Annotated in this window: 19 protein-coding genes; 16 read left to right on the top strand and 3 right to left on the bottom strand. The window is 67.1% G+C overall.

Annotated features, from left to right (window positions below; genetic code table 11):
* Positions 1-46: 46 nt before the first annotated feature.
* From rpsM to AC0IX4_RS18155, 7 genes are all read left to right on the top strand, one after another.
* A complete protein-coding gene (rpsM, locus tag AC0IX4_RS18185) occupies positions 47-421 on the top strand; it encodes a 30S ribosomal protein S13 (RefSeq protein ID WP_042574679.1) in 375 nt (124 codons plus the stop codon).
* Positions 421-834, top strand: coding sequence for a 30S ribosomal protein S11 (gene rpsK, locus AC0IX4_RS18180; RefSeq protein ID WP_042574678.1), 414 nt, complete (start codon positions 421-423; stop codon positions 832-834). The genes rpsM and rpsK overlap by 1 nt, the downstream gene beginning before the upstream one ends.
* A 20-nt stretch (positions 835-854) precedes the next feature.
* Positions 855-1,460, top strand: coding sequence for a 30S ribosomal protein S4 (gene rpsD / locus AC0IX4_RS18175; protein ID WP_042574677.1), 606 nt, complete (start codon positions 855-857; stop codon positions 1,458-1,460).
* Positions 1,461-1,577: 117 nt separating this feature from the next.
* Positions 1,578-2,639, top strand: a complete 1,062-nt coding sequence (locus AC0IX4_RS18170; protein ID WP_042574676.1) for a DNA-directed RNA polymerase subunit alpha — start codon at positions 1,578-1,580, stop codon at positions 2,637-2,639.
* A gap of 39 nt (positions 2,640-2,678) precedes the next feature.
* A complete protein-coding gene (rplQ, locus tag AC0IX4_RS18165; RefSeq protein ID WP_042574675.1) occupies positions 2,679-3,266 on the top strand; it encodes a 50S ribosomal protein L17 in 588 nt (195 codons plus the stop codon).
* 62 nt (positions 3,267-3,328) lie between these two features.
* Positions 3,329-4,168, top strand: a complete 840-nt coding sequence (truA, locus tag AC0IX4_RS18160) for a tRNA pseudouridine(38-40) synthase TruA (RefSeq protein ID WP_471830313.1) — start codon at positions 3,329-3,331, stop codon at positions 4,166-4,168.
* Positions 4,169-4,178: 10 nt separating this feature from the next.
* Entirely contained in the window at positions 4,179-4,688 is a 510-nt protein-coding gene (locus tag AC0IX4_RS18155; protein WP_471830273.1) for an NADPH-dependent FMN reductase, read from the top strand.
* Here the strand turns inward: AC0IX4_RS18155 and AC0IX4_RS18150 are convergent.
* Complete coding sequence (locus tag AC0IX4_RS18150) at positions 4,673-6,286, bottom strand: type VII secretion protein EccE (protein WP_471830271.1); 1,614 nt, start codon at positions 6,284-6,286, stop codon at positions 4,673-4,675. The two genes, AC0IX4_RS18155 and AC0IX4_RS18150, sit on opposite strands and share 16 nt — an antisense overlap.
* Before the next feature lie 116 nt (positions 6,287-6,402).
* Between AC0IX4_RS18150 and eccB the strand changes: the two genes are divergently transcribed.
* Positions 6,403-7,806, top strand: coding sequence for a type VII secretion protein EccB (eccB, locus tag AC0IX4_RS18145; RefSeq protein WP_056069477.1), 1,404 nt, complete (start codon positions 6,403-6,405; stop codon positions 7,804-7,806).
* Here eccB and mycP read toward each other — a convergent pair.
* Together mycP and eccD are read right to left on the bottom strand one after the other, a co-directional pair.
* A complete protein-coding gene (mycP, locus tag AC0IX4_RS18140) occupies positions 7,791-9,110 on the bottom strand; it encodes a type VII secretion-associated serine protease mycosin (protein ID WP_056069476.1) in 1,320 nt (439 codons plus the stop codon). The two genes, eccB and mycP, sit on opposite strands and share 16 nt — an antisense overlap.
* Complete coding sequence (gene eccD / locus AC0IX4_RS18135; RefSeq protein WP_471830269.1) at positions 9,107-10,600, bottom strand: type VII secretion integral membrane protein EccD; 1,494 nt, start codon at positions 10,598-10,600, stop codon at positions 9,107-9,109. Before eccD ends, mycP begins: the two co-directional genes overlap by 4 nt.
* A 274-nt stretch (positions 10,601-10,874) precedes the next feature.
* On the opposite strand from eccD, the gene eccCa reads away from it, so the two are divergent.
* The 8 genes from eccCa to glmM all read left to right on the top strand — a co-directional run bounded on the left by eccCa (position 10,875) and on the right by glmM (position 20,088).
* Positions 10,875-14,786, top strand: a complete 3,912-nt coding sequence (gene eccCa, locus AC0IX4_RS18130) for a type VII secretion protein EccCa (RefSeq protein ID WP_471830267.1) — start codon at positions 10,875-10,877, stop codon at positions 14,784-14,786.
* Complete coding sequence (locus tag AC0IX4_RS18125; protein ID WP_471830266.1) at positions 14,783-16,282, top strand: type VII secretion-associated protein; 1,500 nt, start codon at positions 14,783-14,785, stop codon at positions 16,280-16,282. The genes eccCa and AC0IX4_RS18125 overlap by 4 nt, the downstream gene beginning before the upstream one ends.
* A 114-nt stretch (positions 16,283-16,396) precedes the next feature.
* Complete coding sequence (locus AC0IX4_RS18120) at positions 16,397-16,699, top strand: WXG100 family type VII secretion target (protein ID WP_162245354.1); 303 nt, start codon at positions 16,397-16,399, stop codon at positions 16,697-16,699.
* A gap of 35 nt (positions 16,700-16,734) precedes the next feature.
* Entirely contained in the window at positions 16,735-17,013 is a 279-nt protein-coding gene (locus AC0IX4_RS18115; protein WP_052493247.1) for a WXG100 family type VII secretion target, read from the top strand.
* Positions 17,014-17,101: 88 nt separating this feature from the next.
* Positions 17,102-17,479: a TraR/DksA family transcriptional regulator gene (locus AC0IX4_RS18110; protein ID WP_056072469.1), complete on the top strand. Its 378-nt coding sequence runs from the start codon at positions 17,102-17,104 to the stop codon at positions 17,477-17,479.
* A gap of 184 nt (positions 17,480-17,663) precedes the next feature.
* Positions 17,664-18,107 carry a 50S ribosomal protein L13 gene (rplM, locus tag AC0IX4_RS18105; protein ID WP_042574668.1) on the top strand — a complete coding sequence of 148 codons (444 nt, stop codon included), beginning with the start codon at positions 17,664-17,666 and terminating at the stop codon, positions 18,105-18,107.
* The gene (gene rpsI, locus AC0IX4_RS18100) at positions 18,104-18,640 is read left to right on the top strand and encodes a 30S ribosomal protein S9 (protein WP_052493241.1); all 537 of its coding nucleotides are present in this window, start codon (positions 18,104-18,106) and stop codon (positions 18,638-18,640) included. The genes rplM and rpsI overlap by 4 nt, the downstream gene beginning before the upstream one ends.
* Positions 18,641-18,750: 110 nt before the next feature.
* A complete protein-coding gene (gene glmM / locus AC0IX4_RS18095; protein WP_471830264.1) occupies positions 18,751-20,088 on the top strand; it encodes a phosphoglucosamine mutase in 1,338 nt (445 codons plus the stop codon).
* Positions 20,089-20,092 lie beyond the last annotated feature (4 nt).

Raw genomic sequence — 20,092 nt, 5'->3', positions numbered from 1 at the left:
GGACGGACTGGGAGCAGACCTCCGCACGAATGAAGGAAACCGCCACATGGCACGTCTAGCCGGTGTGGATCTTCCGCGCGAGAAGCGCATGGAGATCGCACTCACGTACATCTACGGCATCGGCCGTACCCGTTCGCACGAGATCCTCGCTGCCACGGGCGTCAGCCCCGATCTGCGCAGCAAGGACCTCTCCGACGAGGACCTCACCAAGCTTCGCGAGTACATCGAGGAGTCGCTCAAGGTCGAGGGCGACCTGCGCCGCGAGGTGCAGGCCGACATCCGTCGCAAGATCGAGATCGGCTGCTACCAGGGCCTTCGCCACCGTCGTGGTCTGCCCGTTCGTGGACAGCGCACGAAGACCAATGCGCGCACCCGTAAGGGACCGAAGCGCACCATTGCCGGCAAGAAGAAGGCGAAGTAATGCCCCCGAAGACACGCACCTCCGGTCCGAAGAAGACCCAGAAGACGCGCCGCAGGGACAAGAAGAACGTCCCGCACGGCAGCGCGCACATCAAGAGCACGTTCAACAACACGATCGTGTCGATCACCGACCCGGCCGGAAACGTCATCTCGTGGGCGTCCTCGGGCCATGTCGGCTTCAAGGGCTCGCGCAAGTCGACTCCGTTCGCTGCACAGCTCGCCGCCGAGTCCGCTGCCCGCAAGGCGCAGGAGCACGGCGTCAAGAAGGTCGACGTCTTCGTGAAGGGTCCCGGCTCCGGCCGCGAGACCGCGATCCGTTCGCTCCAGGCGGCAGGCCTCGAGGTCGGCACCATCTCCGATGTCACCCCCCAGCCGCACAACGGCTGCCGTCCGCCCAAGCGCCGTCGCGTCTAGCGGGAAGGAAGTAACAGAACATGGCACGTTATACCGGACCCATCACCCGCAAGTCGCGTCGACTTCGCGTCGACCTCGTCGGAGGCGACCAGGCTTTCGAGCGTCGCCCGTACCCGCCCGGCCAGCACGGCCGCGCGCGTATCAAGGAGAGCGAGTACCTGCTCCAGCTGCAGGAGAAGCAGAAGGCACGCTTCACCTACGGCGTCATGGAGAAGCAGTTCTCCCTGTACTACAAGGAAGCGAACCGCCTCAAGGGCAAGACGGGTGAGAACCTGTTGCGCATCCTCGAGACGCGTCTCGACAACGTCGTCTACCGTGCGGGCCTCGCTCGCACGCGTCGTCAGGCACGTCAGCTGGTCACGCACGGCCACTTCTTGGTCAACAACAAGAAGGTCGACATCCCCAGCTACCGCGTCTCGCAGTACGACATCATCGACGTTCGCGAGAAGTCGCTGAGCACGCTCCCGTTCCAGATCGCCCGTGAAACCTACGGCGATCGCCCGGTGGCCGGTTGGCTGCAGGTCGTTCCGAACCGTCTCCGCATCCTGGTCCACCAGGAGCCGGAGCGTTCGCAGATCGACATCGCGCTGACCGAACAGCTCATCGTCGAGTACTACTCGAAGTAGGCCTCCGGCCCGTGCGCCTCACGTGTCATCCCCTCGCGGGAACACGCGAGGCGCACGGGGCGTTGACCGCCCCACCACGAGCGTCAAATAGCGGACGCTCTTCCCAGGAGGACATCAATGCTCATTTCTCAGCGACCCACGCTGACCGAAGAGGTCATCGCTGACAACCGCTCGAAGTTCGTCATCGAGCCCCTCGAGCCTGGCTTCGGGTACACCCTCGGCAACTCGCTTCGCCGTACGCTTCTCTCATCGATCCCCGGCGCTGCTGTCACCAGCATCCGTATCGACGGCGTTCTGCACGAATTCACCACGGTCCCCGGCGTCAAGGAAGATGTCACCGACATCATCCTGAACCTCAAGGGTCTCGTCGTGTCCTCGGAAGAGGACGAGCCGGTCACCATGTACGTCCGCAAGCAGGGCCCCGGCACTGTCACCGCGGGCGACATCGTTCCCCCGGCCGGCGTCACCGTGAACAACCCGGATCTGCACATCGCGACCCTGAACGACAAGGGCAAGCTCGAGATCGAGCTCGTCGTCGAGCGTGGCCGCGGATACGTTCCGGCAGTGCAGAACAAGGCGTCGGGCGCAGAGATCGGCCGTATCCCGGTCGACTCGATCTACTCGCCCGTCCTCAAGGTGACGTACAAGGTGGAAGCCACCCGTGTCGAGCAGCGCACCGACTTCGATCGGCTCGTTCTCGACGTGGAGACCAAGAACTCCATCACCGCGCGGGACGCGCTCGCTTCGGCGGGCAAGACCCTGGTCGAGCTGTTCGGGCTTGCCCGTGAGCTCAACGTCGAAGCAGAAGGCATCGAGATCGGACCCTCGCCCGCCGAGGCCGATCACATCGCTTCCTTCGGTCTGCCGATCGAGGATCTGGACCTCACCGTCCGGTCCTACAACTGCCTCAAGCGCGAGGGTGTTCACACCGTCGGCGAGTTGGTCGGCCGCACCGAGTCGGATCTGCTGGACATCCGTAACTTCGGACAGAAGTCCATCGACGAGGTCAAGGTCAAGCTGCATTCGCTCGGCCTCTCGCTCAAGGACAGCCCCGCGACGTTCGATCCGAGCACTGTTGCCGGATATGACGCCGCTACCGGTACCTGGAGCGACACCGACAACGCCGTGAGCGATGCCGACGGCGCCGAGCAGGACTACGCCGAGACCGAACAGCTCTGACGCACACGCGTCGCGAGCTCTTGATCAGGAGATATTGACATGCCCAAGCCCACCAAGGGTCGCCGTCTCGGCGGATCGGCGTCGCACCAGAAGGCGATTCTCGCCAACCTGGCCACGGCGCTGTTCGAGCACGGACGGATCACCACCACGGAGTCGAAGGCCAAGCGCCTTCGCCCCTACGCCGAGAAGATCATCACGCACGCGAAGGCCGGCTCGCTGGCTCACCGTCGTGAGGTCATGAAGGACATCCGCAACAAGGACGTCGTTCACACTCTGTTCGCAGAGATCGGCCCGCACTTCGCCGAGCGCGCAGGCGGCTACACCCGCATCATCAAGACCGTCCCCCGCAAGGGTGACAACGCTCCTCAGGCCATCATCGAGCTCGTTCGCGAGCAGACGGTGTCCAACGAGGCGGACCGTGCTCGTCGTGTCCAGGCATCGCAGGCCGCGCCTGCCGCCACGAACGACGAGACCGCCGCTGACGAGGCTGCATCCGATCAGAACGTCGTCGAGGCCGTCGAGGCCGAGGCAACCGACGCTCAGGTCGCGAATGCAGACGCCGTCATCGAGGGTGTCGAGGCAGAGGACGCTCACGCGGCCAACGCCGATGAGGCAGACAAGAAGTAAGAGTGTCCACTACGGACTCCCTGGACGAGCCCGCCACCCTCACCGGTGGCGGGCTCGTTCGTTTGCGTCTCGACATCGCCTACGACGGAACGAACTTCGCCGGATGGGCGCGACAACGCGACCAGCGGACCGTGTGCGGGGTGCTCGAGGAGCGGCTGACCGCGATCTTCGGGGTGCCTCTCGAACTCACGGTCGCCGGACGGACCGACGCCGGCGTGCACGCCGAGGGCCAGGTCGCCCACGTCGACGTCTCGCGAGAAGCGTTGCGACGCATAGATCCTCGTAATCCGGACCGTACGCCGGACCTGTCCCTGCTGGTACGGCGGTTGGCGCGGTTCCTGCCGGCGGACGTGCGCGTCATGGCGGTGTCCGAGGCGTCCACACACTTCGACGCTCGCTTCTCCGCGCTGCGGCGCCATTACGAGTACTGGTTGTCCACAGCCCCTTTCGGGGTGTCGCCGCTCCGCGCGGGATCCGTGGTGCCGTGGACCCGCGCACTCGACGTGGCCGCGATGCAGGAGTCGTCCGCCGTCCTACTGGGGCTGCACGACTTCGTGGCGTTCTGCAAACGCCGTGACGGCGCCACCACCGTGCGCGAGCTGCAGCGGTTCGAGTGGGTCCGGAACGGTGACGATCTCACGGCCTTCGTCAGCGCCGACGCATTCTGCTGGTCGATGGTGCGGTCTCTGGTCGGGGCGATGCTGGCGGTGGGTGAGGGACGGCGTGACGTCGCCTGGGTACGCGGCCTGTTGTCCAGCGATTCCAGGTCCAGCTCGATCACCGTGGCCCCTGCTCACGGATTGTCTCTGGTACGCGTCGACTACCCGGCGGAGGATCGGCTGGCCGAACGGAACGCGACGACGCGAGCGACGCGGTCGATGCCCGGCGGCTGCTGCGGTTAATCTCGGCGGTATGGCACCAGTTCTCGGCGTGATCATCGGCAGTGTCCGCGAGGGGCGAATCGGCCCGACCGTCGCGGCGTGGTTCGTCCGGCACGCCATCGCCGACGGCCGGTTCGAGGTGAGGGTCCAAGATCTTCGGGACGACGACGGCGGTTTCACACAGTGGGTCGGGGAGAGCGACGCGTTCGTGTTGGTGACGCCCGAGTACAACCACGGGTACTCCGCGGCGCTGAAGGGTGCCCTCGACTCGGTGAAGTACGAATGGCGCGGCAAGCCTGTGGGTTTCGTGTCCTACGGCGGCTCGGCCGGGGGAGCGAGAGCTGTGGAACAGCTGCGACAGGTCGTCGCCGAACTGCACATGGCGTCCGTGCGAGACGCACCGCTGTTCGCGCGCGTGAAGAAGGCCTTCGACGAGAACGGCGACACGGCTGACGGCGCTGCCGTGGACGCCGCCGCTCGCATGATCGACCAACTGTGGTGGTGGCGTCGGGGCGACGCGTCGACCTACCCGGGTGCGTGACTTCGCTGACGGATAGTCGTTCGCGGACGGCCGATGGCCTCCGTTTCCGCGGCAGTGGTCACCAGGCGTAGAGCGATACTCCGGTGCCCGACGGTGACGACGACGTGATCACCGCTGGAGTCCGCCTGGTCGATCTCGATGTCCGCGTCGCCGGATCGTCGGTCGGTGTCGACGTGGAGGACAGTTCCACCGGTGGGAACGGGCCGGACGGAGGGATGGTCCGCGACGACGAGGTCCGCGTCGTGACCCTGCGAGTATTCGACCGCGACCACGCTCAGCGTTCCGGAGTCCGCCACGGACGCAGCAAGATGACGCCACGCGTGGTGACGATCGGTGACGACGACGACGGTCGCACCGATGGCCACTGCGCGGAAGACGATCTGATGCACCAGGTACAACTCCGCCCGCACCCTGATCGACCGAACGGCAGGCCCGTAGACGCGCATGGCGACCGCTGATCCGTGTCCGTCGACACCGAGGATCTGGCCGCAACCCGCGACAGGAAACACCAGCGGGTCCAGGGCATTCGGATCGACACTGCTCGTCGGGAGGGCGATACGCGCCGTCGACGGAAGGATTGCGTCGAAGCCTCGATGCTGCTCCCCGTCCAGCGTCGCCGACCCTGTGACGTCCCGTTCGACAGGGACCGCGGCGCACTGACCGTACGAGCCGACTACCGACACTGCGTCGCCGTCGGCGCGCGTCGTGACCGACATGGCGGTGACGGATGCATCGCGATCGAAGACATCGTCGACGATGGAGCTGGTCCACAGATTCGGGCGCAATCGCCGGGAGGTCCATGCCGTCCCGCCGAGCGTGGCCGCCCGCCACGTGGTGCGCACATGGCGACGAGGTGTGCCCGAGGAGACGAACAGGTCCGCATCGGCGATGGCGTCGGCCGTCAGAAGCGTGGCCTCGATCCCCAGCGTGCCGAGGATGTGCTGCAGGCGGGACATGTGACGCGTCAACACCGTTGCACCACCGCTCACTCCGCCTCCGCGTCGACTTATCCCGGACGCGCCGTCGTGGACATCCATCGAGAGCGACAACCACGTTCGGCGATGTGACACCGATGCCAGTGTTCCCGCCATCGACGAATACGCGTCGGACGCGCGACGGCCTCGAACCGGACGTGATCCCACAGTCGTCACCCCCAGGACTATCGGCGCCTTCGTTCGGCTCACACTGTCCGACAGAACACGGAACGGGACCGAGACGTCCGAGACGATTCCTTCCCCGCCCACAGTGGTCCAGCCGCCGATGCCGGTGACACCCAGCTCGGCGACGACGGACAGTTCGGACCCGTTCCACACGACGCCCGTCGGGAGTCCGCGCTGCTCGACAGTCACCAGGGTGCGCGCGTCGAGCGGCGACCTGCCGCGCCGCCGCAGGAGGTACCGAGCCGCGGCCGACAGGTATGCGGCCACGGTGCGGCCGTCGCGCGAGACGGAGAGAACTGCAGCGACGAACAGGGCGGATGCGATCGCCGCGACCGCGGAGCCCGCGAGGGCGACGAGCCCGCCGACCACGACAGCGATCGCCTGGATCGCCAGCACTGTCCGCGCCGAGTTCATCCCCGGGTAGCCGAATCGCATCATGACTCCGATCTCCTGCTCGATGTACTGTGCCTTGACGCGGCCCGTCTCCGATGGGTTCCGCATGCCGGCCGGGGGGCCGGGGCACGGTCACACGTGCTCTGTGGGCAGGGGGATCGATGGCAGCGACACCGACGACACGATGGCAGATCGGCGCACACCGCTTCTCCGTTCGACGGCTCGACCACGCTCTGGTTCTCGGCGACACCTCGATGCGGCACGACCCGATGCGGTCGTCGTCTCGGGCATCCATGGTGGGAATCGTTGTCGCGGTGTTGATCCTGGCCGGCTGCGGAATTCTGGCGTTCATCAGGCCGGCCACGAAGATCGGTGACGCGTCCATCGTCATGAGCAAGGACGACGGTGCATTGTTCGTCGTCGAGGACGACGTCCTGCATCCTGCTTTCAATCTCGCGTCCGCCCGGCTCTTCGTCGGTGCAGCCGACGATCCGGTAGCCGTCGACGCGCGCGAGATCGCCTCCAAGGCACGGGGACCGGCGATCGGAATAGGCGGAGCACCTCAGACCCTGCCCGTCGGATCCGAGCTGATGGTGTGGTCGGTGTGCGAGTTCCGAAGCACCGATGGCAGCGGTGGAACCACGGACGTGTCCATAGTTCCCCTCGGTTCGTCGGGGGAACCCGGCCGCCGAGCCTTCGAGTCCGACGACGCTGTGCTGTGGGCACGCGACGGGGTCGACTATCTCGTGTACGACGGTGTCCGGGCACAGGTGGACCTGCGCGACACGGCGGTCACTCGCGCGCTGGGCCTGGACGATGCGATACCCGTCCGAGTCGGTGCCGGGCTGTTCGATGCAGTTCCGGAGGTCCCTCGGATCACAGCCCCGGTCATCACCGACGCGGGAAGTACGGCGCCGTATCCCACCGGGGGCCGGCCCGTCGGGTCGGTGGTGACGGTCGACCTCGGTGACCGTAGCCAGCACTACGTCATTCTCTCGGACGGGATCCAGGCAATCGGGCCGGCGAGTGCCCAACTGCTCAGATTCGCCGACTCCGCCGGTCGGGTGGGCGTCGACGCGGTTCCGCCGGATGTGATCGCGCGCGCTCCGAGGAGCGCGACGCCTCTGGCCATCGGTACATTTCCGGACCGCCCGCCGAGATTGATCGACGCGACATCCTCCACGTGCGTCGAATGGAGCGCCGCCGGAGTGGGCTCGGATTCCGGTGCAACCGTTGTTCTGACCACGGGGGAGCCGACAGACAGGACGACGGCTGTGATGCTCGGGACCGCCGACGGCGCCGGCGACGGACTGGACACGGTGACAGTCGCTCCCGGGACGGGGGTGTACGCCGTGAGTACCGGGATGGCAGTCGACGACGTGCGGCGAGATTTCCGGTTCTACGTGGCCGACACCGGTGTGCGGTTCGGTGTTCCCGACGACGACGACGCGGCGGCGTTGGGACTGGGTGAGCCGGTGACCGCCCCGTGGCCGATCCTGGAACTTCTCCCGGCCGGACCCGCTCTGGCACGCAGTGATGCGCGAACTACTCACGACGGTTCTTGACGTCGAAAAGCGCTGCGCAGGAAACACAGTGACGCAAGTGCGAGGATCACACCCGCGGAACCGACGAGGGCGACCGTCGCGTCGCTGCGGTCCTCGGGCGGTGTCGTCACGCGTGCGTCCAATCGCGTCGCCGGTCGGTTCTCCGGTTCGTCCTCCGCGGTGCCGGTGACGGCGGCAACCGGGTCGAGGCTGCCGAAACCGACAGCCGAATCCCACCCACCCGCCGGCGCGTGGGCGGTGCGAACGATACGTGCGATGACCTCTCGGGCGGACATGTCCGGGTAGCGAGATCGAACGAGGGCCGCCGTGGCCGATACGAACGGCGTCGCGAAGCTGGTTCCGGTGAAGGGACTGAAGCGCCCTTCCTCGTCCAGGGTGCCGTCGGCCAAGCCCTCACCGGTCGGGCTGAGGGAGGTGACGTCGGTGCCCGGTGCAGCGATGTCCACCCATGGCCCGGCGAGGCTGAAGGCCGAGGGTGTGCCGTCCGCATCGAGTGAGCCGACCGTGAGGACGTAGTCGTCGAATCGGGCCGGCGATGCGGTGGTTCTCGTTGCGGGGGAGTCCCGGCCGGCCTGACCGCGCATCGTGTCGTTCTGATCGCGACACCGACTGCCGTCCAAATTGCCTGCCGCGACGACGATCACGGCGTCCTTGACCACGGCCGCGTACTCGATGGCGTCGGCCAGGGCGTCGTCACCGAGCGGCGTGCCCACCGGAGCGCACGCCACCTCCGAGATGTTGATGACACCCGCCCCCGCGTCCACCGCTGCTCTCACCGCCAGCGCCATCGAATCGACGTCCCCGTAGCCGGATGACGTCGACCCGTCGTCGCGGGTCTCACGCTCTGCGGAGACGGCCGAGAAAGCACTGCTCGACTGTCGGATGGTCAGGATGTCGGCGTCGGGCGCGCCGCCGACGAACCCGGATCCCGGCGACGGTCGCGCTGCTATGAGTCCGGCCACGACGGTGCCGTGCGCGTCGCAGTCGGTCGAACCGTCACCGTCCGAGACGAAGTCGCCACCCGCTATCGCGCCGGGAAGCAACGGATGTCGGGCGACGCCGGTGTCGATGACGGCAACGGTCTGACCGGCGCCCCGTGTCAGGCCCCAGACGTCGGAGAATCTCAGCGACTGTTCTGCCGGGGACACGACCGTGCTCGGCGCGACGACCGACACCGCGGCACAGTCGGTTCGCTGTTCCGTCGGTTCCTCGGGGTCCGCCGCCGACATCGTGACGGACGATGCGCGGAGGACGAGAAATGCGAGGACGGCCACGACGATCGACAGTCGTACGCGGCCGGTCACAATCCTCGAACCGCCGAGAAGGCTCCGACGATCAGGCAGGCCAGGGGAACCACCGAAGCGACCGCGGCAAGTTCCGCGAACTCTGCCGTTCGACGGACGACCGGTGAGAAGCGGCGAGTCGGAACGACTACTCCCATCAGCACCGCGGCAATCGGAAGGACAGTCATGGTCGTCGACCACCACGGCCAGAGGTCCGGCCGCAGGATCGACCCGATCGCGGCGATCACGAGCAGAACCGTGACGCCGGATGCAAAGGCGACCGCGCTCCGCGCCCTGTCGGGTTGCGACCGTCCGCGACAGCACAGTACCGACGCGACAACGACCGCGAAGGCCAGACGCGCTCCGTCCACGGAGTCGGTGAGATCCTGCGTGGCGACGACGACGGCTCCGACTGCGGCGACCGCCGTCACGCCGCTGGTGTAACCCGTCAGGTACTGCTGCGCCGTCCGCGCACGTGCCGCGACCACCGGCACATCCGTGGCCGCCGAGTCGAGTTCGGCGGCACGAACCGCGGGCGACGGCCGGGTAGGAGACGACCTGCGGCCGACGGCATCGATGCCGGGCCCGGCGTCGCCGAGGGGGACCGGTGTCAGTCGGATACCTGCGCGGGCCGCGGACACGCGAGGGGTCCAGTGCACAGCGAGAAGGCAGACAGTGCAGGTGACAGCCGCTATGGAGACAGGGTGGATGTCGCTCAGTGCGGCAACGGCGGCAGTGACGCACCCCAGCATCGTCACCGTCGTGATCGCCGTGAAGAGTGCGCGACCGCTCTCGCCGGCGAACATCGACGTCATGACCGAGACACCGGCGGCGAGCGCGAATGCCAGCACCGAGTCGGCTATCGGATCGTCACCCGGCACGAGTGCCGCGCCCGCGCCGGCAGCAGTGACGCACGCGCCCAGTCGCAAACCGGTGACGATCGCCGGCGATACCGAGGTGGCGCTCGAACAGACGCCTGCGATGACGGCAGTCACGGCCGCGAGCACCACGGCCGACAGGCCCGCCCCCGCACCGGCCGCACCGAACACCGTCCAGGACGCCACCGCCAAGGCCCCCGCGACCACCAGGGCAGCCGCCGTGGTCGAGTCGGACGGCGACCACGAACGGGTGGCGCCCAACGCCGCGACCGCGTCGCCGACATCGTCGAAGACCGGAGCCGACACGGTCGTGCGGGTACAGAGAACCAGCGAATCACCGTCGTGGATCTCGTTGTTCAGCAACGACGATCTCATCTCGAGCGGCTCACCGAGGACGGTGAAGAAGACGATGTCATCACCCGTCAGGGTCTCGCCCCGTGCGCCGCCGATCAGCGCGGACAGTGCCGGAAGCAGTGCCACCAGCGCCAGTCCCGCCGGCACGCTCACGTCCACCTCGACGTCGTCGGACACCACGGTCACGCGCAGCATCCCTGCCCCGATGCGTCGTACTCCGACGTCGCCTGTCGCCGAATCGTGTCCGCCCCCGGGCACGCCTGCTGTCACTGTCGTCATCGAAAGTCCCCCCGAACCCTCCGAACCCACAACCGCAGCTTCCGCCGCGGCTCGTCCGAGCACTATAGGTCAGACCCGTGACAGCGCCCCGGGCCACGACGTCGGTGAACGGTTCATCCACAGCCTCCGGTCCACTCCCTGTCCGATGTCGGCAGTCGCGGTTACGGTCTGACACGACTCGCCGAACGGGGCGGCGGGCCGTGGGGGGAGTGACGTGGTTGTCGAGACGAGCAGGGACGGCGCAGTCGTCGATGTCCGTACGGTTCACCGGCGGGTGCAGAGATCGGATGCACCACGCGTGCCGTCCGGAGTCGTGCAGATCGAGGCACCTCCCGAGATTCCTCGTGTGGTTCCGGGGAATCCGCTGCTCAAGATGCTTCCGCTCGTGATGGTCGTGGCCATGGTCGGAATGGTGGCATTGCTGGTCACGTCCGGTGCGGCCGCCAATCCGATGATGTTGCTGTTCCCCGCCATGATGGTGGTGTCGATGCTCGGGATGTTCGCCGGCGGTGGACGCGGCGGCGGTCCCCGGGAAGCAGAGCTCGACGAGTCGCGCAAGGACTACCTGACGTATCTGTCCGAGCTCCGGCGCAAGGTGCGGGCGACAGGCCAGGCCCAGAGTGCCTCGTTGGCGTGGACACACCCCGATCCGTCCACCTTGTGGACTCTCGTGGGTACGACGCGGATGTGGGAGCGCCGCGCTGCCGACGACGACTTCGTACACGTCCGCGTCGGAGTGGGTGACCAGCGACTGGCGACAAGACTCGTCTCGCCCGACACCGGGCCGCAGGACGGGCTCGAGCCCGTCTCGGCGTCCTCGCTGAGATCGTTCGTCCGCAACCACTCGATCGTCCGGAACCTGCCCACCGCGGTATCGCTGCGTGCGTTCTCCTGTGTCCGGTTCGAGGGCGACGACGAGTCTTCACGTGCGCTCCTGCGGTCGATGATGCTGCAGGCGTGTCTCTTTCACGGACCGGACGACGTAGCTGTGGTCGTGATCGTCGGTCCGGACGCGATCACCGAGTGGGACTGGGTCAAATGGCTTCCCCATCACCGGAACCCGGCCGGGGACGACGGTGCAGGTGCCCGCCGATCGACGTACCGGACGGTGGCCGATGCGTCGGTCGACGTGGACGCTCTCCTGCACGGTCATGTGCTGGTGGTCGTCGACGGCACGGTGCCCGATGCGGCCGAGCTGACATCGATTCGTCGCGCGGAGTCGACGACGGTGTTCGATCTCGGCGGGTTCGTTCCTCCGACGTCGGACGAGAGAACGCTGGTCCTCGTGCTTCAGGACGGTGCTCTGGGAGCTCACGGCCGCGCCGGTGTCGAGATGTTCGGACTCGCCGACGGCGTGGATCCGATCACCGCCGCGACGGTCGCCCGCACTCTCGCTCGATACCGCACGTCGTCGGACAACGGTCGGACGGATGCGGCGGCACCGGTGTACGACAGGTGGGAGCGACTTCCCGGCATGTCGGAACCGGGATCCTTCGATCCGGCGACGTCGTGGGCCGAGCATTCCGGAAGGGCGCGCCTGCGCGTTCCTTTCGGCACCGACGAGCACGGACGCGTCGTGGAACTCGACCTGAAGGAGTCCGCCGAAGGCGGAATGGGCCCCCATGGTCTGTGTATCGGCGCCACTGGGTCAGGAAAGTCCGAGCTGCTCAGAACTGTCGTGCTGGGGCTCCTCGCGACCCATTCACCCAGTGAGCTCAACGTCGTCCTCGTCGACTTCAAAGGTGGGGCAACGTTTCTCGGACTCGACTCGGCGCCGCATGTCGCCGCGGTGATCACCAACCTGTCCGAGGAAGCAGGAATGGTCGAGAGGATGCGGGACGCCCTTGCGGGCGAGATGAACCGCCGGCAGGAGTTGCTGCGATCGGCCGGGAACTTCGCGAACGTGTCCGACTACACCAGAGCCCGCCTCTCCGGCGCACCGCTGGCTCCGCTGCCCGCACTCTTCGTGGTGGTCGACGAGTTCTCCGAACTACTCAGTCGTTTACCGGAATTCGCGGATCTCTTCGTCGCGATCGGGCGGCTCGGACGGTCGTTGCACATTCACCTCCTCTTGGCCAGTCAACGCCTCGACGAGGGGCGCCTGAGGGGACTCGACAGCCACCTTTCCTACCGGATCGGACTGAAGACGTTCTCCGCCGCCGAGTCCCGTTCGGTGCTGGGCGTACCCGACGCGCACCACCTGACGGGTGGTCCGGGTGCGGGGTATCTCAAGACGGACTCCAGCGATCTGGTGCGGTTCACCGCGTCCTACGTGTCCGGACCGTGTGCACACGGTGGTCCGCTGGGTGATTCCCGTGGTGCGGCAGTGTCCACGTCCGGCGCGAGCGCGGCCGCCGGGATTCGTCTGTTCACGGCAGTTCCGGTGGCGCACGACGATATTGCCCCGGCTGTGCTTCTCGAGGTGCCCGAGCAGCGTTCCGGTCACGAGGCGCCGACCGTGCTGTCGGCCGTTGTCGCGGGGATGGTCGGACACGGTACGGCTGCCCATCAGGTGTGGCTCCCGCCTCTGGACGATCCGATCGCGCTGGGCAGCGTCGTCGTGCCGTTCGAGCCGGTGTCGCCGACGTCGCTTTGCGTTCCCTTCGCGGTCGTCGATCGCCCCTACGATCAGCGTCGAGACACCCTCGCGCTCGATCTGACCGGCGCTGCCGGCCACGTCGCGATCGTCGGCGGACCGCACTCCGGGAAATCGACTGCGGTCTGCACACTCGTTCTGTCCCTGGCCCTTCGCTACTCGCCGTCCGACGTGCAGATCCACTGCCTCGACTTCGGCGGGGGATCGGTCGGTCGTCTGCGTGAGCTTCCCCATGTGGGATCCGTCGCGACCAGATCGGACACCGACACCGTCCGCAGAATCGTCGCCGACGTCGCCGCGACCCTGCGTCGGCGCGAGACGTTGTTCCGGGAGCGCGCTATCGGGTCGATGGCCGAGGTGCGGCGAGGAAGAGCAACCTCCAGCGCCGACGTGACGGCTCCGGCGATGCCGGACGTTCCGGACCTGATTCTGGTGATCGACGGGTGGCAGACCATCCGTGCGGAGTTCGAATCGCTCGAGCCGGCGTTGCAGACGATCGTCTCCACGGGATTGTCGTACGGAGTCCACGTGGTGATCGCGGCGAGCAGATGGGCCGAGATACGCCCCGCGATCAAGGATGCGGTGACCACTCGAGTGGAACTCCGCATGGGTGACCCGTCGGACTCCGACATCGGACGCGCACGAGCCGCCGGTGTCCCCGAAGGTCGGCCCGGTCGGGGAATGACTCGTGAGGGTCTGCATCTTCTCGTGGCGCTGCCGCGGATCGACCGGGTGGGGGACAGCGCCGGCGGAACCGGCTCCGCGATCGCCGACGTGGCGCGTCACTGGGCGCACGTGTCGCCGGCACCGACTGTGCAGTTGCTTCCGCGCCTACTGGCGCGGGGTGATCTCCTCGCCGCGATGCCGTCATGGCCTCCCGCGTCGTCGACGTCGTTCACCGCCACGGTGCCTGTCGGCGTGGACGAGGACGATCTGGCTCCCGTTCTTCTGAACCTCGACGAGAATCCCCACTTCATCGTTCTCGGGGACGGTCGATGCGGGAAGACGACACTGCTTCGAACCGTGTGCGCCGGGCTCGTCGACGCGAACGACGCCTCATCCCTTCGTATCCTGATGATCGACTACCGCCGAACCCTTCTCGGTGACATCCCCGACGACCGGCTCGCCGGACACGCGTCGTCCGGCGAACAGGCCACCGCGATGGTGGCGGAACTGAGTACGTATCTCAGGCTCAGACTTCCCGGTCCCGACACCACACGCGAACAGCTGACGGCGCGGTCCTGGTGGACCGGGCCCGACATCGTGGTCATCGTCGACGACTACGACCTGGTGGTGACGCCCCACGGCAATCCGCTGAGCGAGCTGCTGGACCTGCTGTCCCGAGCACGAGACATCGGACTGCACGTCATCGTCGCCAGACGCTCCGGCGGTGCCGCGCGCGCGATGTACGAGCCAGTGTTGGCGCGTCTGCGCGACCTGGCGTCGCCGGGCATCGTCATGAGCGGGAACAGGGAGGAAGGTGTGTTGCTCGGGACGGCCCGGCCCACCGAACTGCCCACCGGCAGAGGGGTACTCACCGGACGCGGAACAGCCACGCTCGTGCAGACCGCCCTGACGGTGTCGGCGTGACGTCGGCGGTGGGAGTGCTGATCACGCGAGATGCCGTTCTGTGCTCGTGGTCGGGGGTCGTCTCGGCGACACCTGTCCTGCTCGCTCGACACGACGGTGTCGTACTCCACGGAGCGTCCGCTGTCCCGGTGTTGAATCCAGCGGACGCAGTCGGCACACTCGATGTCTTCCGGCACATCGACGACGAGCGGATTGCTCTTGCCGGTGGCGACGACGTCCGGACCGTCGATGTCCTCTCCGGCCTCGTCGACGACGCCGTCCGTCACGCCGGCGTCCCGAGCGGGGAGTGCGATCTGGTGGTGGTGCATCCACCGCACTGGGGCCCGGTCCGCCGGGACGTGCTCTCGGTGTCCGCGCGGCCGCATGCGCGAGACGTGCTCCTCGTGCCGTCGGCGATCGTCGCATGTGATGCCGCACAGTCTCTTCGGCCGTGTTCGTGCGATGCGCAGTGCCGCGTCGTCGTCGTGGACAGGGCTCCTCGTCGGACGACGGTGTCCACTGTCGTGACCTCGTCGGCGGGTCCGGATGTCGTCGCGTGTGTGTTGGTGGACGCGACGGTTCCGGTCACGGAGGACATCGCCGTGGCGACGGGGATCGGGTCCGCGATCGACGAGGCCTGTGCCGTGACGAGTGTCTGTCGCGTGATCGTCCACGGTGAATCGGACGCGGTGTCCCTTCGCGATATCGAGTCGCTGACATCAGTGCCGGTCGTCGCTCTAGACGACGGGGATCTCGCCACTGCCATCTTGCCGTGCGTGCAGCCGGTGTCGAACACTCGCACGGTAGTCGACGACATGTCCGTCGTGACCCCGCTTCCACCCGTGCGTTCGGGAGCGTGGCTGGCGGAACGGACGGCCGCGATGCAGCCGACGCGGCGATTCACCGACAGGCGTGTCCTTGTCGGTGTCGCGGTGTCTCTCGCTGTGATGGTCTGCATCGCGGTGGCGACAGCGGTGTCCACACGGGGTGCCGACGATTTTCGAACGAGCAACGTTGCCGAGATGGTGGATGCCGTGCCCACCGTTCGCGCGGGCTCGGCTACATCCGGGCCACCCGTCACATCGACGGAAGCGTCGCCGGGGCGCGAATTTCGTTCCGCCGGTCTGACTCTCACCGTGCCGACCGGGTGGCACGTCGAACCGGGCACCGAGAGAGTGCTGCTGAAGCCCGATGTCGCGGCGGGGATGCGGATCGTGCTGGTCACGCGGGAACTCGCGGTGGGCCTGGGCGTGGACGACGTCGCGGCCACGGTGAGTGCACGCATGGCCTCACAGGACCCGAGCAGCACGTTGGACGGCCTCACTCGAGGACCGGATGTGTCGCGGCACCCCGCACTCGTCTATTCGGAGAACGCATCCGACGGCTCCACGGTGAACTGGACGGTGATCGTCTCGCCAGGTGAGCAGACGAGCGTCGGGTGTCAGGCGGCCGCATCGAGCGAGGACGCGATGAGCGCTCTGTGCGCGGAGGTGCTGACGTCGATCGACCTCGAGTGACGAGTCGAGATTCGGAGGAACCGTTCGGTCTCGCGTGACGTCGAAGTAGGTGCAGGGGAAGTGCCGACATCAGGCTCGGCACACATCGAGGGGGTATCGAAGAACATGTCGCAGATGAAGACCACCGTCGAGACGATGCAGGTCACCGCCGGGAAAGTCGACCAGCTCACGCTCGAGATCAAGTCGCTGCTCGACCAACTGCGCGGCGACGTCCAAGCAGTGGGGGGCAGCTGGGAGGGAGCTGCCGCGGTCGCGTTCCAGAGCGTGATGAACAGCTGGGACACCAGCGCGAACAAGCTCCAACTCGCTCTCGGCTCCATCGGAGACGCGATCAAGTCCAGCGGGACGGCGTACGGCGCGGCGGACGACGACAACACGCGTTCGGTGACCGCCGCCGGCGGATCACTCAACCTCTGACCGACCCACACGATCGACGGAAAGGATCTATGACCATGAGGTACGTATTCGGAGCGATCGATCAGGTCACCGGCCAGATCAACGCGAAGCAGGCAACGTTGAACAGCAAGCTGGACGAGTTGCGTCACGTGATCTCGCCGCTCGTCGCGGACTGGGAAGGTGCGGCGTCGGAGTCCTATCAGGACAAGCAGCGGCAGTGGGACTCGGCGGCGCTCGAGCTGAACCAGGTCCTCGAATCGGTAGGACGTGCGGTCGGCCAGGGTAATGCCGACATGCAGGCCCGTGAGGCGGCCAATCGGGGGATGTTCGCCTGACGTGAAGGAGGGCGTGGCGGGGAACCGGGGTGTGGGGGGTGTCCGGTTCTCCGCTACGTCCTGCGTTCGGAGGATGATGGAGGTCGACATGACCGATCCGCCGTACGCCCAGCCCGCCGACAAGGCACGTGCACGCGCGCGTGTCGCAGCCGAACGCGCCGCGACCGAGGCGCGCATCGTCTCGCTCGCGCGTCAGCATCAGACCATCGTCGAGGGATCTCGGTGGACCACCGACGACGACGAACACGACCCCGAGGGCTCGACCATCGCCTTCGAGCGCGCCGCCATCGCGTCCATGTCGCGGGAAGCTCGCGACGAACTCCGCGAGCTCGACGACGCGGAGCTGCGCGTCGAGCGGGGAACCTACGGAGTGTGTGAAGTGTGTGGGGGAGCCATCGCGGAGGCGCGGCTGGACGCGCTGCCGACGGCGCGGCGGTGCATCGACTGCACCTCTCGTCGACGGTGACCGTTCAGGGTTCGACCTAGGGGTTTTGACCTGCCAGTACGTGGGCCGGTAAGGTACACCGTTGGCGTTCGGTACATCGAGTCGTCACGTTCGACCGATACCGGTACCTCGGGTCTCCACTGGCCGCCGAGGATGCCGACCACGCGCCTGGCCAGCACCATCAGCGATGAGACAAGGAAGTTCTGTGTCCACGTACAGCCAAAAGGCCGGGGATATCACCCGGACCTGGCACGTGATCGACGCCACCGACGTCGTTCTCGGCCGCCTTGCCGTCCAGGCAGCAACTTTGCTGCGCGGCAAGCACAAGCCCACCTATTCACCCAACCTCGACGGCGGAGACTTCGTCATCGTCATCAACGCTGAGAAGGTCGCGATCAGCGGCAACAAGCGTACCGACAAGTTCCACTACCACCACTCGGGCTTCCCGGGTGGCCTCCGTGCGCGCAGCATCGGTGAGGTTCTGGACAAGAACCCCGACCGCGTCGTGGAGAAGGCCATCAAGGGCATGATCCCCAAGACCAAGCTGGGCAACGCCATCGCCGGCAAGCTCAAGGTCTACGCAGGCCCCGATCACCCCCACACGGCTCAGCAGCCCGTTCCGTACGAGATCAAGCAGGTGTCCCAGTGACCGCGCCCGAAGAGAACGTCGTGACCGAAACGGCCGAGGAGAACGTCCCGGCCGAGACCGTCGAGATCGCCGACGAGTTCGTCTCCGTCGAGGAGCCCGAGGTCGTTGCCGACATCGAAGCCGCAGCACGTCCGGCCATCTACATCGACCGCCCCGTCACCACGGTCGGTCGTCGTAAGGAAGCCGTCGTCCGCGTCCGCATGACCCCCGGTTCCGGTGACTTCAAGCTCAACGGCCGCACCCTCGAGGATTACTTCCCCAACAAGGTGCACCAGCAGCTCATCAAGTCTCCGTTCGTCACCGTCGAGCGCGCTGACGGTTTCGACATCACCGCCCTCCTGCACGGTGGCGGCCCGTCCGGACAGGCCGGCGCGCTGCGTCTGGCCATCGCCCGTGCCCTCATCGAGGTCACCCCGGATGATCGCCCCGCCCTCAAGAAGGCCGGCTTCCTCACGCGTGACCCGCGTGCCGTGGAGCGCAAGAAGTACGGCCTGAAGAAGGCCCGTAAGGCATCGCAGTACTCGAAGCGCTGACACCAGCTCTTCTGTTCCGAAGCAGGCGCTCCGGCCGGTCGTGAGGACCGCCGCGGGCGCCTGCTTCGTGTCACCTGCATCTGCATCACCGCTCGAAAGAGGTACGCGTCATGACTCGCTTGTTCGGAACCGACGGGGTTCGGGGACTGGCCAACGAGGAGGTGACCGCGGACCTAGCACTGCGGCTCGGCCGCGCTGCCGCAACTGTTCTCGGTGACAATGCCGACGACACTCCCACGAGGCCCGTAGCGGTCGTGGGTCGCGATCCACGCGCCAGCGGCGAGATGCTGGAAGCCGCCATCGTCGCGGGACTGTCCTCCGCCGGAGTCGACGTCCTGACGGTTGGGGTCGTGCCCACTCCCGCCCTGGCCTATCTCACCGACGCGTACGACGCCGCACTCGGCGTCATGATCTCGGCGTCCCACAACGCCATGCCGGACAACGGCATCAAGTTCTTCGCCGCCGGCGGCCACAAGCTGGACGACGCCCAGGAAGACCGCATCGAGGCGCTCCTCGATGCGCCTCCGGGAGGGCCCGTCGGGGCCGCCATCGGACGCGTGCGTACCGCCCCCGATGCGTTGTCCCGCTACGAGGACCACCTCGCCAAGATCGTCACCCGACGCCTCGACGGCATCACCGTCGTCGTCGACTGTGCGCACGGTGCCGCGTCCACCGCAGCCCCCGATGCCTATCGGGCCGCCGGAGCCACGGTGATCGCCATCAACGCCGACCCGAACGGCCTCAACATCAACGACGGTTGCGGGTCCACGCACCTCGACGTCCTGCAGAAGGCTGTCGCCGAGCACGGCGCCGATCTCGGCCTCGCACACGACGGCGACGCCGACCGGTGTCTCGCCGTCGACGCCTCCGGAGCCATCGTGGACGGTGACGCGATCATGGCGATTCTCGCGCTCGCGATGAAGGACGCCGGCGACCTACCCGCGAACACACTGGTGGCCACCGTCATGAGCAATCTGGGACTGCACATCGCGATGCGGGAGGCAGGAATCACGTTGCGCACCACAGCAGTCGGCGATCGCTACGTCCTGGAGGAGTTGCGAGCAGGCCAGTACGGACTGGGCGGAGAGCAGTCCGGACACATCGTGCTCCCGGCCTTCGGGACCACGGGCGACGGGGTACTGACCGGCCTGCAGATCATGGCCCGGATGGCGGAGACGGGACGGACACTGACGGAGCTGGCTTCCGTCATGCGCACGTTGCCTCAGGTGCTCGTCAACGTGCCCGTCGTCGACAAGTCGGCATCGACGACCGCAGGTGCCGTCGTGGACGCCGTCAGAATCGCCCAGGACGAACTGGGCCAGGACGGCCGCGTGTTGCTGCGCCCCTCGGGCACCGAACAGCTGGTGCGGGTGATGGTGGAAGCCGGTACGGCCGAGACGGCCCGTCGACTGGCCGACCACATCGCGGACGTGGTCGGCGCAGTCTGACGCA

The sequence above is a fragment of the Rhodococcus sp. AC861 genome (genome assembly GCF_979256035.1).
This window is presented reverse-complemented; position numbering and strand designations above follow the sequence as displayed.

What these genes read in the sequence shown, in the direction of transcription:
- rpsM (WP_042574679.1), top strand. Translation starts at nt 47, where the DNA reads ATGGCACGTCTAGCCGGTGTGGATCTTCCGCGCGAGAAGCGCATGGAG.
- rpsK (WP_042574678.1), top strand. Translation starts at nt 421, where the DNA reads ATGCCCCCGAAGACACGCACCTCCGGTCCGAAGAAGACCCAGAAGACG.
- rpsD (WP_042574677.1), top strand. Translation starts at nt 855, where the DNA reads ATGGCACGTTATACCGGACCCATCACCCGCAAGTCGCGTCGACTTCGC.
- AC0IX4_RS18170 (WP_042574676.1), top strand. Translation starts at nt 1,578, where the DNA reads ATGCTCATTTCTCAGCGACCCACGCTGACCGAAGAGGTCATCGCTGAC.
- rplQ (WP_042574675.1), top strand. Translation starts at nt 2,679, where the DNA reads ATGCCCAAGCCCACCAAGGGTCGCCGTCTCGGCGGATCGGCGTCGCAC.
- AC0IX4_RS18155 (WP_471830273.1), top strand. Translation starts at nt 4,179, where the DNA reads ATGGCACCAGTTCTCGGCGTGATCATCGGCAGTGTCCGCGAGGGGCGA.
- AC0IX4_RS18150 (WP_471830271.1), bottom strand. Translation starts at nt 6,286, where the DNA reads ATGATGCGATTCGGCTACCCGGGGATGAACTCGGCGCGGACAGTGCTG.
- eccB (WP_056069477.1), top strand. Translation starts at nt 6,403, where the DNA reads ATGGCAGCGACACCGACGACACGATGGCAGATCGGCGCACACCGCTTC.
- eccD (WP_471830269.1), bottom strand. Translation starts at nt 10,600, where the DNA reads ATGACGACAGTGACAGCAGGCGTGCCCGGGGGCGGACACGATTCGGCG.
- AC0IX4_RS18120 (WP_162245354.1), top strand. Translation starts at nt 16,397, where the DNA reads ATGAAGACCACCGTCGAGACGATGCAGGTCACCGCCGGGAAAGTCGAC.
- AC0IX4_RS18115 (WP_052493247.1), top strand. Translation starts at nt 16,735, where the DNA reads ATGAGGTACGTATTCGGAGCGATCGATCAGGTCACCGGCCAGATCAAC.
- AC0IX4_RS18110 (WP_056072469.1), top strand. Translation starts at nt 17,102, where the DNA reads ATGACCGATCCGCCGTACGCCCAGCCCGCCGACAAGGCACGTGCACGC.
- glmM (WP_471830264.1), top strand. Translation starts at nt 18,751, where the DNA reads ATGACTCGCTTGTTCGGAACCGACGGGGTTCGGGGACTGGCCAACGAG.